Origin of the sequence: Amycolatopsis suaedae (genome assembly GCF_004214935.1) — a bacterium.
GTDB classification, from domain to species: domain Bacteria; phylum Actinomycetota; class Actinomycetes; order Mycobacteriales; family Pseudonocardiaceae; genus Amycolatopsis; species Amycolatopsis suaedae.
Window position 1 is genome coordinate 483,860 of the sequence record NZ_SFCC01000002.1, and the last position, 12,965, is coordinate 496,824.

The following is a 12,965-nucleotide window of genomic DNA, read 5'->3' on the forward strand; positions in this document are numbered from 1 at the left end:
GCATCACCGGTCACCCGCCACCTCACGACACGAGAACCGGGTCCACGTCGTGAGTTCCGCCCTCCGGCCCGCCTGCCCGACGCCAGCGCCGACTTTGCCGAGACCCTGACGTTTCACGTAGTGAAGGTGGCCTTCACGTGCTTTGGGGCTCAGCCGCCCGAGTGCATGTCCTCGGCCTCGGGCACGCAGTCGTCGTCGGGGTCGTTCAGCCAGCCGTGCGGGAGGGTGACCTTCCCCGGGGAGCCCTGGCGGCCCCTCGGCCCCTCCGCGTCGGCGGGGAACGGGGCGTCGGCGTCGAGGAGGGCGATCAGCTCGTCCAGCTCGTCCAGTGACGACACCATGGCGAACCGGCGGCGCAGCTCGGAGCCGACCGGGAAGCCCATCAGGTACCAGGCCATGTGTTTGCGCAGGTCACGCAGGGCCTTGCGGGCGCCGTCGTGCTTGATCAGCAGCTCCGCGTGCCTGCGCAGCACCCGGCCGACCTCGCCCAGCTTCGGCCCCGGCGGCACCGGCCTGCCCGCGAAGGCCGCCTCCAGCTCGCCGAACAGCCACGGCCTGCCGAGGCAGCCGCGTCCGACCACGACGCCGTCGCAGCCGGTCTCGGCCATCATCCGCAGCGCGTCGTCGGCGGCGAAGATGTCGCCGTTGCCCAGCACCGGGATGCCGGTGACGGCCTCCTTGAGCCGGGCGATGGCCGACCAGTCGGCCTTGCCGGAGTAGCGCTGCGCCGCGGTCCGGGCGTGCAGCGACACCGCCGCGGCACCCTCGGCCTCGGCGATGCGGCCGGCGTCGAGGTAGGTGTGGTGGTCGTCGTCGATGCCGATGCGGAACTTCACCGTGAACGGCACCCCGGCCTCGGCCGCGGCAGAGGCGGACTCGCGGACGATGTCGGCGAACAGCCGCCGCTTGAACGGCAGCGCCGCGCCCCCGCCCTTGCGGGTCACCTTGGCGACGGGGCAGCCGAAGTTGGAGTCGATGTGGTCGGCCAGGCCCTCGCCGACGATGATCTTGACCGCTTCCCGCATGGTCTTCGGGTCGACGCCGTAGAGCTGCATGGACCTGGGCTTCTCGTTGGGCCCGAAGGTCATCATGTGCATGGTGCCCGGATGCCGCTCGACGACGGCGCGTGCGGTGATCATCTCGCAGACGTAGATGCCCGCGCCGTACTCCTGGCAGAGCCGGCGGAAGGCGACGTTCGTGATCCCGGCCATCGGGGCCAGCACGACCGGAGGGTCGACCTCGTACGGGCCGATCCTCAGTGCGGGCTTGCTCAGGGTCGCGGTCACGTCCTCCATTGTCGCCTGTGGTGTCCGCCACGCGGTCCGGGGTGGCCTCGGAATTCGAACCGAGGCTGTACCAGGAGGAAGTTCGGTAGGCTTCGCCAGCCAGCCGACCCCGGAGAACCCGAGAGATGACCGACCCGACCGACCTGGCCACGATGCCCGGCGTGATTCCCTACGTCGACAACCACGAGGGCCCGCGCCGACTGCTCACCGTCGAAATTCCTCCCGTCTCGGGCAATGCGGTGCGGTACTACGTGCCCATGGCGAGCATCGACGGGAGGCAGTACGTGGTTTCCTGGGGTGCGGTCTCGTTCGAGATCCCCGCTGACCGGAACGTGCACGTCAGCGTGCACCTGCAGACCAACCACGCGACCGGATACACATCGACTCCGTTCGCGTCGATCGTGCTGGTCCCACACCCCGGCCCGCTGCGGCTGGTCACCCGCCTGACCAATTCCGAAGGCACACTCACGCCGGTCGGCTGAACACCGGTATGCCATGCCGTTCGGGCGATGACTCAGGTCGCCCGGGCCGGGGGCGTCGTCACCTCGGTCACCCGGTTGCCCCGGAACACGATCTGGATGTCGCGGTCGCCGGGCTTGCCGAGGTAGAGCCAGTACGCGTCGCGCGGCACACGCCCGAACCCGGCGACCGAACCGCCGGCGCGGCGCGTCTCGCGCAGGTAGGACCGGGTGCTGGTCTTGGCGCTCGGCGGACCCAGCAGCCGCTTGACCTGCCGCTTGGTCATTCCCACGGTGATGGTGCCCATGACCGGACGGTACGGCTTCCGGCGGGGACCGGTCCCCCGACGGCAGGTTGCGGCCACGGCCGGTCCCGGCGTCGTTTCCCGTGTCAACGTCGGATCATGCTCGCCAGGACCGCCGTCGCCGCGCTCGCCGCCGTGCTCGCCCTCGCCGGATGTGGCAGCGCCGCACCGGCGGCCGCGCCCCCGCCACCACCTCCGCCGCCCAGCGCACCCCCACCGCCGCCTCCGCCGCCGAGCCCGACCACGACGACCCCTACCGCGCCGCCCAAGCCCGCCGACGGGACCAACCTCCGTGCCTGCACCGACGGCGCGTGCGAGGTCGAGATCAAGGAAGGCGACGTGATCAGGTTCGGCAAGCAGGTCAAGGCGACCCCTCGGATCGACGCGCTGACGATCCTGCGGGTCTCCGCCGACGGCGTCATGGTGAGCATGTCCGGCGGGATGATCGGCACCTTCAACGGTTCGGTCACCATGAACAACGCCGTCAACATGGAGATGCTGCACGTCGCCGACGGAAGCGCGGTCGTCAGGATTTCGCGGGTGAGCTGACCCGGGCGCGGCGGCGGGCACGGTTGCCACGCTGCAGCCACCACTCGACCACCAGCAGCGGGATCACCCAGCCCAGCCACGCGCTCAGCCCGGCGATCGCGTGCCCGAGCGCGACCGGGCTGCCCTGGAACGTCGTGTCCAGCTGGGGACCGAGCACGGCTTCGGCCACCGGCGCCCAGACCCGGTTGGTGATCGTCGACGCGGTGAGCGTGAAGCTGCGGATCATCCACTTGCGATGGTCGCCGAACCGCCGCTGCCGGGCTGTCCGGTAGCCGGCGATCGTCGTGCCCAGCCACACGACCGACAGCAGCACGTGGCTGGCCGCGGCGACCGGGCCGAACGGGGTCATGAACCCGACCGTCAACGCGGCCAGGCCGGCCGGAAGCACACCGGCGAACACGTAGATCCTGCCCGCCCACCGGTGCGCCACCTGGTGGCGTTGCCGGAACCAGGGCCAGACCTGCAGAAACCCGGTGACCATGGCGACGGTGCCGAAACCGATGTGCACCAGCAGGATCGGGTAGTGCCCGGCGAAGCTCTGCGGCACCAGCGACCGTGCCGGGTCGAAGCCGACGTAGTTCGGCAGCGTGTAGGCCAGGAACGCGACGATGACCGCGCCCAGCGGCAGTACCCACGGTCGTCGCCACCACGGCGTGCTCCGGGCCGCAACCGGCCGTTCCACGGTCGCTGTGCTCATGTCCCCTCCAGTCACGTTCCCGTTGTCCGGAAACAAAACTAGGGATTTCCGGGCACCGTCCCCATGGTGTGGACCGGCGAACCCGCGGTGGGGACAACCCCCGTGGCTCAGAGTTCGAGGATGCTGCCGGGGGTGAGCGGGATGTGGTGCAACAGCAGGCGGCTGCGGACCTCTCGCACGCCGTGCTCGCGTTTGAGCACCGCCAGTACGCCCTCGAACTCCTCGGTCCCCGTGCAGGCCACCCTGATCTGGTAGTCGTACTCCCCGGTGACCCGGAACGCCTCGATCACCTGCGGGATACCGGCGAGCCCGCGGTGGAACTCGTCGTTGTCGGTGCCCTCCCGCAGCCGCAGGTCACTGATCAGGTGCAGCGGCCTGCCGATCGCGGTGTGGTCCAGCGTCGCGTGGTAGCCGCGGATGACACCGGACGCGTGCAGCTTCCGCACCCGGTCCGCGGTCGTGTTGGCCGACAGCCGCACCGCGCGGGCCAGCTCCTGGTAGGTGAGCCTGCCGTCCTCCAGCAGCAACGCCACGAGCTGCCGATCAATGGCGTCCATTCGTGAAAACCTCGCTTCGAATCGACGAATACCGAGATTATCACGGCTTAACCGCACAGTAATCCGAGATTTCCGAGACAAAATAGGCCCGAGACTTGGCAGGGTCGAGACATGTGGAGGTACTACTCAAGGCACTGCTGGCCCCGGTACTCGTCCTGCTCGTCTCACTCGCCCAGCGCCGCTGGGGCGACCGGCTGGGTGGCAGGCTCACCGCGCTGCCGCTGACGTCCGGCCCGTTCGTGCTCGTACTCGCCCTGACCGACGGCGCCGACGCCGGCCGGGAAGCCGTGCACGGCGTCCTGCTCGGCATGCCGGCGATCGTGGTGTTCTGTGCCGGTTACACGGCACTCGCTCCTCGGCTGCCGGGCTGGGCGGCGCTCGCCATCGCCGTGTCGGCGACGGCCGCGACCTGCGCCGCGACGGCCCTGCTCGCGCCGCCGTTGTGGTTGTCGCTGACGGCCGTCGCGGCGGCCGTGCTCTACCGGAAGCGTCCCGCGCCGACCGCCGCCGAGAGCCCGCCGGGCTGGGAGCTGCCCTGCCGGGTCACGACCAGTGCGCTGCTCGTCCTCGTGCTCGGGCTGGTGTCCACAGTGGTCAGTCCGGGGGTGGCGGGCGTGCTGGCGACGTTCCCGGTGCTGGCCTGCGTGATGACCGCGGGGACCCGGCTGTCCGGGCGGCGGGCCGCGTCGGTCGAGCTGACCCGCGGGCTGCTCGCCGGTACGCCGCCCACCGCGGCCCTCTTCGTTGTGACCCTGGCCGCGATGACGATCTAGAAGTTCACCGTCAGGCACGCCAGCCGGGAACCCGCGGTTCCGGCGTGGCCGGGGTCGGTGTGCGTGTGGTGCTCGTGGATGACAACGGACCCGGCGCGGCGCTCACCGAATCGCCAGTCCACAGTGGACTTCGCAACGGCGGAGCCGAGCCGGTTCGTGGTGAAGTCGAGCCAGACCTCGTTGCGCGGGTTGGCGTAGGCGGGATCGACCGACGGCTGCTTCGGGTCGACCCGGTGCTGGAAGTGCGGGCCTGCCGCGTCGCCGGTGGCACCACACGGCTTGGTGTGCACGTGGGCGCCGTACTCGCGGTCGGGCCGCAGGCCGTGGACGATCAGCTTCGTCCGCAGGCCGGTTGCCTGGCTGGACACGGCCAGCACCGACGCCCGCGACCCGACGGGCACCAGGTCCGGCTTGTACGTCGTGGCGACGGCACCCGGCCGGTAGGTGTCGAAACGGCCACTCGCACCGACGAAGCGGGACGGCTCGGCCGCCTGCGCGGTTCCGGCGGTCAGGAGCAGGGTGGCGGCGGTCAGCATGAGGAGACGGCGCATACGCCACTCCCTATCGCGATCACCCTGCCGGACGCCAGGGCATGTAGCCCGATCGAGTGAATTGGTTCTATAAACGTCGTACAATCACGGGGTGAACCAGACTCCGGCCGACCGCACCTGGCTCGTGGCGATCGCCGCCGCCCTGTGGGGGACCGACGGCCTGCTCCGCCTCCCGCTCGCCAACGCGCTGCCGTCCGCGACCGTGGTGTTCTGGGAGCACCTGATCGTGGTCGTCGTGCTGATCCCGTTCATCCCGAGGGCCCTGCGGGCGCTGTGGCGGTGCAGCGCGCGGGAACGGCTGGCGGTGCTGGTCATCGGCGCCGGCTCGTCGGCGCTGGCGACCGCGTTGTTCACCGCCGCCTTCCGCGCCGGCGGCCCGATCACGCCGCTGGTGCTGCAGAAGCTGCAGCCGGTGTTCGTCGTGCTGGCCGCGTTCGTGGTGCTCAGGGAACGGATCCGGCCCGCCTACCTCGCCTTCGCCGTCCCGGCGGTCGTGGGTGCCTGGCTGCTGGCCTTCGCCGACCCGTTCGACATCCAGCTGACCGTGCTCGGCGCGGCACTGCTGGCGGTCGGCGCCGCGGCGCTGTGGGCCGCGGGCACGGTGCTCGGCAGGCTGGTGTCGAAGACGATCGCGCCCCGCGAGGTCACCGTGCTGCGGTTCACCGTCGGCCTGCCCGTCTCGGCGGTGATCGTCGCCGTGCAGGGCGTTTCGTTCCTCCCCGGATGGGGTAATGCTGGTGGGCTAGTGCTGCTTGCCTTCGTCCCCGGGCTGCTCGCGCTGAGCCTGTACTACCTGGGCCTGCGTGCCACCCCCGCGGCCAGGGCGACGCTGGCGGAGCTGGCGTTCCCGGTCACGGCCGCGTTGATCGGGGTGTCGTTCCTCGGCGCCCAGCTGACGCTCACCCAGTGGCTCGGGTTGGTCGTCGTGATCGCCTCGGTCACGGCGCTGGGCTGGCACGAGAAGGTGCGGCGCAAGCCGGTGGTCCACGAACTGGAGGCGGTGTGAGCACTACCCCTGGAACGAGATCGGCCGGGGAGGAGACCGAGAACGAGCGCCTCACCCGCAACGTCAACGAGCTGCTCGGCGAGCTGCGGGTCGCGCAGGCCGGTGTGCAGATCCTGTTCGGGTTCCTGCTCACCGTGGTCTTCACCGATCACTTCCGCGCCGCCAGCGGCTTCGAGAAGGGCCTGCACCTGGTCGCCGTGCTGCTCGCGGTGACCTCGACCGCGCTGCTCACCGCACCCGCAGCCTGGCACCGGGTCCTGTTTCGCGGCGGCAGACGCGACGACATCCTGCGGGTCGGCAACCGCTCGGTGATCTTCGGACTCGCCTGCCTCGGCGCCGCCGTGACCGCCACCGTCTCGCTGATCGGGAAGGTCGTCTACGGCCCGATCGCGATGGCCATCCTCGGCGGCGCCACGGCGGTGATGTTCGGCGTCGTCTGGTTCCTCGTCCCGCACCGCCTGGAAGACCGCTAACGCGGCAGGTTCAGCGACAGCACCTTCGCGCTCTGCTCACCCCGCGGGGTCCGGTAGGTGATGGTGTCGCCCTTCGACTTGCCGATCAGTGCCCGGCCCAGCGGGCTGTCCGCGGTCAGCGCGGTGACGTCGTCCTCGGTCGTCTCGTCGGCGAAGGCCACCACCCGCATGGTCTCCTCCTCGCCGTCGGAGAACCGCAGCTTCACCGTGGTCCCGTCGGGCAGCTGGCCCTCCCTGCGGGCCGCCGCCTCCGGCGACTCGCCGTGGGTGAGCATGTCGGTGATCTCCCTGATGCGGCGGTCGATCCACGCCGTGGTCTCCGCCCGCTCCAGCAGCCCGGCCTGGTCCGCGCTGTCCCCGACCGGGTCCTCCTCACGCAGGTTCAGCGCCTGGCTACTGCGTTGTTCCCGGAGCCGGGCGAGCTCGTCCTCCAGCCGCTCCCGGGCGGCAGGGCTCAAGTTGCTCGCGGCCATCTGGTCCTCCCGGAAATCGCGGCTGAGACGGATTTCCCATTGTCCAGCCCGAGCGGGTTCCCGACCACTCAAACGTCATCGGAAGTGATCAGACAGTCCTTGACCACCGAGAGCACCGGGCCGCCCGGGTCGGTCAGCTCGGCGAGCCTGCCCGGGTCGGTGAGCAGCCCGGCCAGCGCGAGGTCGACGAAGCTCGCCGCCACGGTCTCGACCGGATCCGGCCCGGCCGGGTCGAACCACGTCCACGCCCAGTGCGCCGAGCCGAACAGGAACAGGCTGCGCAGCCGGGTGTCGCCCGGCCGCAGCTCGCCACTCTCGATGCCGGCGTCGAGCACCGACCGCACCAGGTCCAGGTACTCGGCCCGCAGCCGCGCGCCCTCCGCCATCGACACGTGCTGGGCCAGCCGTGCGATCTCCCGCTGGAACGCGACGGTCGCCTCGCGGTCGTGCACCTGGTACAGCACGAACGCGAACAGCAGCGCGGCCAGCCGGTTCGACGGTCTGGACAGCCGCCGCAGCACGGCACGGGCCTCGTTCAGCCTGCGGCGCATGTAGGACTCGTGCAGCGCCGCGAGCAGGCGGTCCTTCGTGCCGTAGTGATGCACGATGGTGCCCTTGGAGATGCCCAGTTCCTGTGCCAGGTCACCGAAGTTCGTGCCGTCGTAGCCACGTTCGGCGACGCTGCGGGTGAAGGCCGCCAGGATTGCCGGCGACTTGCCGGCCGTTCTGCTCCTGCCCATGCGGGGACGGTAGTCCTGTTTGGTCACATCTTGGCGGCGGCCTTCTTGATCGCTTCCCTGATACGGAAATAGGTTCCGCAGCGGCAGACGTTCTCGATCGCGTCGATCTCCGCGTCGGTCGGGTTCGGGTTGCGTTTCAACAGCGCGACGGTCGCCATGATCTGGCCGGGCTGGCAGTAGCCGCACTGCGCGACGTCCATCTCCAGCCAGGCTTCCTGCACCGGGTGCAGGTCGTCGCCGTCGGCGAGGCCCTCGATGGTGGTGACCTCCCGGCCCGCCGCCTCGGCGACCGGCACGACGCACGGGTTGACCGCCTTGCCGTCCAGGTGGCTGGTGCACGCCTTGCAGACGTTGATGCCGCAGCCGTACTTCGGACCGGTGACGCCGAGCTTGTCGCGCAACGCCCACAGCAGCGGCAGATCTGCCGGTGCGTCGACGGAGACCGTCTTCCCGTTGAGGGTGAAGGTGTACTGGGGCATGGGGTTCCTCTCAGCGCGGGAACGGCTCGAAGTCGACGTCGAAGTTGATCGGGAAGCGGCGTGGCTTGGTGCCGGTCGCCCGTGCGTAGGCGTTGGCGATGGCCCCCACCGCGGCCGGGACACCCAGCTCACCGGCTCCGCCGGGTTCGCCGTTCGCGGGCAGCACGAAGACCTGCACCTTCGGCGGCGCGTCCTTCTGCCGCGCGTAGTGGAACTGCGAGTAGCTGCCCTCCAGCGGCAGCCCCTTGTCCAGGTGCAGCCCCGCGCGCAGCGTGGTGGCGATGGCGTCGGTCAGCCCGCCGAGCATCTGCGCCTCCAGGCCACGCGGGTTGATCGGCCTGCCGACGTCGACCGCGATCGTCGCCCTGGTCACCCTCGGTTTCTTCGGGTCGCGGGCGTCGATCTCGACCAGGCACGCGGTCCGGGACTTGTACTCCTCGTGGAAACCGATGCCCTGCGCGAACCCCTTCGGCATCGCCTTGCCCCACTGACCGGCGGTGGCGACCTTGTCCAGCACGGCCCGCTGCTTGTCGTTCTTCAGGCTGGCCCTGCGGAACTGGTACGGGTCCTTGCCCAGTTTGGCCGCGATCTCGTCGACCATGATCTCCTCGGCGCCGCGGGCGGTGGCCGAGTAGACCGAGCGCCAGCTCGCGGTGTTCAGCGGCAGCGCGACCTCGTTGAGCAGGTTGGTCACCACGCCGAAGTTGTAGGGCGTCTTGACCGTGGTGAGGAAGACCGTCTGCGCGAAGCTGAGGTTGCCGCCGACCGGCAGCGACGCGGCGGTGGCGGTGAGGATCTCGCCGAGGCCGTGCCGCAGGTCGGTCTCGACGCTGGCCACCCTGTGCTCGTAGGTGAGCACGTTGCCCAGCGCGAACGTCGCCCGGATCTTGTGGTGGGTGGCACCGCGAGCGCGGCCGTGCCGCATGTCGTCGATGCGGGTCCACATCAGCTTGACCGGCCTGCCCGCGGCCTTGGACACGTGCGCGGCCTCGAGCGCGCCGTCGAAGAACAGCCTGCGGCCGAACGAGCCGCCACCCTGCACGACGTGCACGGTGACCTTGTTCTCCGGCAGGCCGATCTCCCGCGCGATCGTCTGCTTGGCCACGATCGGCGACTTCAGCGACGACCAGATCTCCGCACGGTCCGCTCGCACGTCGGCGATGGCGGAGTTGGTCTCCAGCGGCGCGTGGCTGACGAACGCGAAGTCGAACTCGGCGTCGACGTGCTGCGTCAGCAGCGGCGGCACGACGAACGGCAGTGCTGCCGCCCGGAGCTTCTCCCGGACGTCGTCGTCGGACAGGTTCGCGTTCGGTCCCGGGTTCCAGGTGACCTTCAGCTTGTCCTTGGCGGCGATGGCCTGGCCGAACGTCTCCGCGATCACCGCGACCCCGGTCGGCACCTTCACGACGTCGACCACGCCCGGCATCGCGCGGGCGGCCGAGTCGTCGACGCTGCGGACGGTGCCGCGGATCGTCGGCGGATGCCGGACGACGGCTGGCAACGCGCCGGGAACGACGTCGAGGTCGAGGGTGTACCGCTGCTTGCCGGTGACCATGGCACGGGCGTCGATCCGGTTGACCGGCGTGCCGACCAGTTCGTGCTCGGACTCCTTCTTCGGCGTCACCGCCACGGCCGAGCGGCTGACCTTGGCGGCGGCGACGGTCAGCTCGCCGAACCGGGCACGCTGACCGCCCGGCGCGAGCACGGCACCGTCCCTTATGGACAGTCGGCCGGCCGGGGCGTCGAAGCGCTCGGCGGCGGCGGTGAGCAGCCGGGCCCGTGCGGCGGCCGCGGCCGAGCGCACCGGGCCGTAGACCGAGCGGATCGTGTTGGAGCCGCCGGTGAGCTGGTTGAACAGCAGTTCCGAGCGGGCGTCGGACAGCGGCACCTCGACGCGGTCCAGCGGGATCGAAAGCTCCTCGGCGACCAGCATCGCCACCGCGGTGGTGATGCCCTGGCCGACTTCGGCGCGCGGCAGGTACAGGCGCACGCGGTCGTCCTCGCTGACCTCCAGGACCAGCATGTTCGCCGTCGGCGTGCCGGCGAGAATCAGAATGTCGCCGAGGTCGACGATGTCGGCGGGCCCGGGCAGGCTCGGCACCTGCGCGCCCGCGGGGGCGTCGGCGCCGAGGTTGGTGGCGATCGTCAGGGTGGGCGCGGCGACCAGGAACGTCAGGAAGCTGCGGCGAGCGATTCCGCCGCCGGCTTCGGGTTGGGCGGGTTCGGTGGTGGGGCTGGCCATGCGGAAACCCTCGCAATGTGGTGGGGACAGCACGTCAGTGGGCTGTTACCCGCGTCACGCTAACCCTGACCGGGCGTACGGTCCAGATGCCGGTATTACCCCATTCAGGTGCATCTCGACTGGTCTGTTCGCTAAAAAATATCATGGTATTATTCAGGCATGGTTCGCACCGCTGACGCCGAAACCCGTCGCATGCAGGTGGCCGACGCCCTGTTGCGGGTGGTGGCCCGGGACGGCCTGGCCGGGGCCAAGCTGGTGAACGTCGCCGACGAGGCGGGGGTGTCGGTCGGCCTCGTGCAGAGCTACTTCCGGTCGAAGACCGACCTGCTCCGGTTCGCGGTCGAGGCACTGCTCGACCGGACCGAGCGGCGGGTGGACGACGTGCGGTCGGTCCGCCCGCTGCGGGAGGCGCTCCGTCAGCTCGCGGAGTTGCTGCTGCCGCTGGACGACGATCGCCGCGACGAGGCCGCGGTGTGGCTGGCGTTTCTCCCGGTCACCCTGACCGATCCGGAAATGGCCGCGATGCACCGCGCCGCCATCGACCGTCAGCTGGCCGGTGTCGACCGGGCGTTCGCGGCCTCGCGGACGCTCGGCGAACTGACCCGGAAGGTCGATCCGGCGCTGGAGGCGATGGCGCTGACCGCGTTTCTCGACGGCCTGTCCAACTACATGGTGACCATGCCGCACGTGTTCGACGCCGAGTCCGCGCGACGGATGCTGCGGACGTATCTCGACCGGATTTTCGAGGGGGACGAATGACCAAGGCTCCGGAGACGTTCCAGGAGCAGTTGACCGCCGCGTGGAACCACATCGGGCGGGTGCCCGGCGTGGTCCTGACGACGGTCCCGGTGGTCACCTTCGTGGTGGTCAACGCGCTGACCGGCATGTGGCCGGCGATCTTCGCCTCGGTCGGGGCGGCGGTGGCCGTCGGCGTCGTGCAGCTGCTGCGCGGGCAGAAGCTGACCGCGGCGTTCGCCGGCCTCGGCGGGGTGCTCGTCTCGTCGATGGTCGCCGTGCTCGTCGGTGCCGCGAAGGGCTACTACCTGTGGGGCATCTACATCACGCTGACCATCGGGTCGGCGTTGCTGCTGTCGGTGCTGGTGCGGTGGCCGCTGATCGGGCTGGCCTGGTCGGGACTCAACGGCCAGGGCACGTCGTGGCGCCGCGACCGCCGCTCGCGCCACTACTACGACGCGGCCACCCTGTTCTGGTCGGCACTGTGCTTCACCCGGTTCTCGGTGGAGAACTGGCTCTACGACGCCGACCAGGTCGACGCACTGGGCGTCACCAGGCTGCTGATGGGCTGGCCGCTGACGTTCGTCGCGGTGCTGGTCAGCTTCTGGGCGATCCGCAAGGTCGAACAACGCCGCCGGACGCTCGCGCGCTGATTCCGTCAGCCGCGCGGCGGGACGGGGACGCCGAAGTGCTGCGCGATCTGGTCGAGCATGGCGTGGGCACCGTGCAGGCTCACCGAGCCGACCCACACGCCGTCCTCGACCTCGGTTCGCTTGCCCTTCAACGTGCCCCACAGCGGGTTGGCCTGGAACTGCGCCTTGACGTCGACGCCCTGCTCGTCCGGGTCGGTCCAGGTGGACACGAAGATCTGGTCGGCGTCGACCTTCCCGATGTCCTCCTGGCTGAGGTTCACCGAGATCTTGTCGGGCAGGTCGGGCTGGCCCTGCGGGCGGGTCAGGCCGGCGTCGGCGAGCACGATTCCGGGGAACGAGTTGCTGGTGTACAGCCGCAGCGTCGGCTCGCCCTCGACGAACCGCACCAGCGACGCCGTCGCCGGCCTGCCCAGCTTCGCCTTGACCGCCTCGCCGACGGCCCGCGCCCGCTCCGCGTAGGCGGCCAGCCTCCGCTCGGCCAGCTCCTCCTTGCCAAGGGCCCTGCCCAGCAGCCGGAGGTTGTCCTTCCAGGTCGCGCCGGTCGTCTCGCTGAAGACCGTCGGCGCGACGCCGGTCAGCTCGTTGTACAGCTTCTCGTGCCGCACCTTGGCCGAGATGATCAGATCCGGCGCGATGTCGTGCAGCTGCTCGACGTTCGGCGTCTCCAGCGCGCCGATGGGCTTGGCGGCGGCGCCGAACCGCTTGGCGTCCTCGCCGAGGTAGGGCGGCAGCGCGTCGCCGTAGGCGGAGAACTTCGTGAACGCCACGACCTCGGTCTCCAGCGCCATCGCGGCGCCGACGTAGGTCGCGTCGAGCGCGGCGACCTTCTTCGGCTGCGCCTCGATGGTCGTCCTGCCCATGGCGTGATCGACGGTCCTCGGGAACCCCGCACCACCCGCGGCAGGCTCGGCAGGCGCTGGTTCACCGCCACCGCACCCCGCGAGCAGCAGAGCCGCGGCCACGACACACGCCTGGTACCTCATGCGGG

General features: G+C 70.4%; 17 protein-coding genes. 7 read left to right on the forward strand and 10 right to left on the reverse strand.

Going from position 1 to position 12,965, the window contains the following annotated elements; genetic code table 11:
- Positions 1–149: 149 nt before the first annotated feature.
- Positions 150–1,295, reverse strand: coding sequence for a tRNA dihydrouridine synthase DusB (gene dusB / locus EWH70_RS05555; RefSeq protein WP_130474129.1), 1,146 nt, complete (start codon positions 1,293–1,295; stop codon positions 150–152).
- Between the two features lie 116 nt (positions 1,296–1,411).
- On the opposite strand from dusB, the gene EWH70_RS05560 reads away from it, so the two are divergent.
- On the forward strand, positions 1,412–1,768 hold the full coding sequence (locus tag EWH70_RS05560; RefSeq protein ID WP_130474130.1) for a hypothetical protein: 357 nt from the start codon (positions 1,412–1,414) through the stop codon (positions 1,766–1,768).
- Positions 1,769–1,800: 32 nt separating this feature from the next.
- Here the strand turns inward: EWH70_RS05560 and EWH70_RS05565 are convergent, their stop codons facing one another.
- Positions 1,801–2,052 carry an outer membrane protein assembly factor BamE gene (locus EWH70_RS05565; RefSeq protein WP_130474131.1) on the reverse strand — a complete coding sequence of 84 codons (252 nt, stop codon included), beginning with the start codon at positions 2,050–2,052 and terminating at the stop codon, positions 1,801–1,803.
- A gap of 96 nt (positions 2,053–2,148) precedes the next feature.
- On the opposite strand from EWH70_RS05565, the gene EWH70_RS35770 reads away from it, so the two are divergent.
- Positions 2,149–2,598, forward strand: coding sequence for a hypothetical protein (locus EWH70_RS35770; RefSeq protein ID WP_205669032.1), 450 nt, complete (start codon positions 2,149–2,151; stop codon positions 2,596–2,598).
- Here the strand turns inward: EWH70_RS35770 and EWH70_RS05575 are convergent.
- Together EWH70_RS05575 and EWH70_RS05580 are read right to left on the reverse strand one after the other, a co-directional pair.
- Positions 2,576–3,295, reverse strand: a complete 720-nt coding sequence (locus EWH70_RS05575; protein ID WP_130474132.1) for a DUF2306 domain-containing protein — start codon at positions 3,293–3,295, stop codon at positions 2,576–2,578. The two genes, EWH70_RS35770 and EWH70_RS05575, sit on opposite strands and share 23 nt — an antisense overlap.
- Positions 3,296–3,402: 107 nt before the next feature.
- Positions 3,403–3,852, reverse strand: a complete 450-nt coding sequence (locus tag EWH70_RS05580; RefSeq protein WP_130474133.1) for an Lrp/AsnC family transcriptional regulator — start codon at positions 3,850–3,852, stop codon at positions 3,403–3,405.
- 113 nt (positions 3,853–3,965) lie between these two features.
- On the opposite strand from EWH70_RS05580, the gene EWH70_RS05585 reads away from it, so the two are divergent.
- Entirely contained in the window at positions 3,966–4,625 is a 660-nt protein-coding gene (locus EWH70_RS05585) for a hypothetical protein (protein WP_130474134.1), read from the forward strand.
- Here EWH70_RS05585 and EWH70_RS05590 read toward each other — a convergent pair.
- Positions 4,622–5,176 (reverse strand): superoxide dismutase family protein, encoded by a 555-nt coding sequence (locus tag EWH70_RS05590; protein WP_130474135.1) that lies wholly within the window; start codon positions 5,174–5,176, stop codon positions 4,622–4,624. The two genes, EWH70_RS05585 and EWH70_RS05590, sit on opposite strands and share 4 nt — an antisense overlap.
- Positions 5,177–5,267: 91 nt before the next feature.
- On the opposite strand from EWH70_RS05590, the gene EWH70_RS05595 reads away from it, so the two are divergent.
- Positions 5,268–6,182, forward strand: a complete 915-nt coding sequence (locus EWH70_RS05595) for a DMT family transporter (protein ID WP_130474136.1) — start codon at positions 5,268–5,270, stop codon at positions 6,180–6,182.
- Positions 6,179–6,655, forward strand: a complete 477-nt coding sequence (locus EWH70_RS05600; RefSeq protein WP_130474137.1) for a DUF6328 family protein — start codon at positions 6,179–6,181, stop codon at positions 6,653–6,655. Before EWH70_RS05595 ends, EWH70_RS05600 begins: the two co-directional genes overlap by 4 nt.
- On the opposite strand, the gene EWH70_RS05605 is transcribed toward EWH70_RS05600, so the two are convergent.
- The 4 genes from EWH70_RS05605 to EWH70_RS05620 all read right to left on the reverse strand — a co-directional run bounded on the left by EWH70_RS05605 (position 6,652) and on the right by EWH70_RS05620 (position 10,589).
- A complete protein-coding gene (locus tag EWH70_RS05605) occupies positions 6,652–7,128 on the reverse strand; it encodes a GreA/GreB family elongation factor (RefSeq protein WP_130474138.1) in 477 nt (158 codons plus the stop codon). The two genes, EWH70_RS05600 and EWH70_RS05605, sit on opposite strands and share 4 nt — an antisense overlap.
- Positions 7,129–7,196: 68 nt before the next feature.
- The gene (locus EWH70_RS05610; RefSeq protein WP_130474139.1) at positions 7,197–7,868 is read right to left on the reverse strand and encodes a TetR/AcrR family transcriptional regulator; all 672 of its coding nucleotides are present in this window, start codon (positions 7,866–7,868) and stop codon (positions 7,197–7,199) included.
- A 23-nt stretch (positions 7,869–7,891) separates the two neighbouring features.
- Positions 7,892–8,347, reverse strand: coding sequence for a (2Fe-2S)-binding protein (locus EWH70_RS05615; protein ID WP_130474140.1), 456 nt, complete (start codon positions 8,345–8,347; stop codon positions 7,892–7,894).
- A gap of 10 nt (positions 8,348–8,357) precedes the next feature.
- Positions 8,358–10,589, reverse strand: coding sequence for a xanthine dehydrogenase family protein molybdopterin-binding subunit (locus EWH70_RS05620; protein WP_130474141.1), 2,232 nt, complete (start codon positions 10,587–10,589; stop codon positions 8,358–8,360).
- Between the two features lie 159 nt (positions 10,590–10,748).
- On the opposite strand from EWH70_RS05620, the gene EWH70_RS05625 reads away from it, so the two are divergent.
- On the forward strand, positions 10,749–11,348 hold the full coding sequence (locus tag EWH70_RS05625; RefSeq protein WP_130474142.1) for a TetR/AcrR family transcriptional regulator: 600 nt from the start codon (positions 10,749–10,751) through the stop codon (positions 11,346–11,348).
- Positions 11,345–11,977, forward strand: coding sequence for a DUF3159 domain-containing protein (locus tag EWH70_RS05630; RefSeq protein WP_130474143.1), 633 nt, complete (start codon positions 11,345–11,347; stop codon positions 11,975–11,977). Before EWH70_RS05625 ends, EWH70_RS05630 begins: the two co-directional genes overlap by 4 nt.
- Before the next feature lie 5 nt (positions 11,978–11,982).
- Here EWH70_RS05630 and EWH70_RS05635 read toward each other — a convergent pair whose 3' ends face one another.
- Positions 11,983–12,960 carry an ABC transporter substrate-binding protein gene (locus EWH70_RS05635; protein WP_205669033.1) on the reverse strand — a complete coding sequence of 326 codons (978 nt, stop codon included), beginning with the start codon at positions 12,958–12,960 and terminating at the stop codon, positions 11,983–11,985.
- Positions 12,961–12,965: the final 5 nt, after the last annotated feature.

Bases quoted from the DNA above. Each gene is read 5' to 3' on its own strand.
- dusB (WP_130474129.1), bottom strand. From the start codon at position 1,295: ATGGAGGACGTGACCGCGACCCTGAGCAAGCCCGCACTGAGGATCGGC.
- EWH70_RS05560 (WP_130474130.1), top strand. From the start codon at position 1,412: ATGACCGACCCGACCGACCTGGCCACGATGCCCGGCGTGATTCCCTAC.
- EWH70_RS05565 (WP_130474131.1), bottom strand. From the start codon at position 2,052: ATGGGCACCATCACCGTGGGAATGACCAAGCGGCAGGTCAAGCGGCTG.
- EWH70_RS35770 (WP_205669032.1), top strand. From the start codon at position 2,149: ATGCTCGCCAGGACCGCCGTCGCCGCGCTCGCCGCCGTGCTCGCCCTC.
- EWH70_RS05575 (WP_130474132.1), bottom strand. From the start codon at position 3,295: ATGAGCACAGCGACCGTGGAACGGCCGGTTGCGGCCCGGAGCACGCCG.
- EWH70_RS05580 (WP_130474133.1), bottom strand. From the start codon at position 3,852: ATGGACGCCATTGATCGGCAGCTCGTGGCGTTGCTGCTGGAGGACGGC.
- EWH70_RS05590 (WP_130474135.1), bottom strand. From the start codon at position 5,176: ATGCGCCGTCTCCTCATGCTGACCGCCGCCACCCTGCTCCTGACCGCC.
- EWH70_RS05605 (WP_130474138.1), bottom strand. From the start codon at position 7,128: ATGGCCGCGAGCAACTTGAGCCCTGCCGCCCGGGAGCGGCTGGAGGAC.
- EWH70_RS05610 (WP_130474139.1), bottom strand. From the start codon at position 7,868: ATGGGCAGGAGCAGAACGGCCGGCAAGTCGCCGGCAATCCTGGCGGCC.
- EWH70_RS05615 (WP_130474140.1), bottom strand. From the start codon at position 8,347: ATGCCCCAGTACACCTTCACCCTCAACGGGAAGACGGTCTCCGTCGAC.
- EWH70_RS05620 (WP_130474141.1), bottom strand. From the start codon at position 10,589: ATGGCCAGCCCCACCACCGAACCCGCCCAACCCGAAGCCGGCGGCGGA.
- EWH70_RS05625 (WP_130474142.1), top strand. From the start codon at position 10,749: ATGGTTCGCACCGCTGACGCCGAAACCCGTCGCATGCAGGTGGCCGAC.
- EWH70_RS05630 (WP_130474143.1), top strand. From the start codon at position 11,345: ATGACCAAGGCTCCGGAGACGTTCCAGGAGCAGTTGACCGCCGCGTGG.
- EWH70_RS05635 (WP_205669033.1), bottom strand. From the start codon at position 12,960: ATGAGGTACCAGGCGTGTGTCGTGGCCGCGGCTCTGCTGCTCGCGGGG.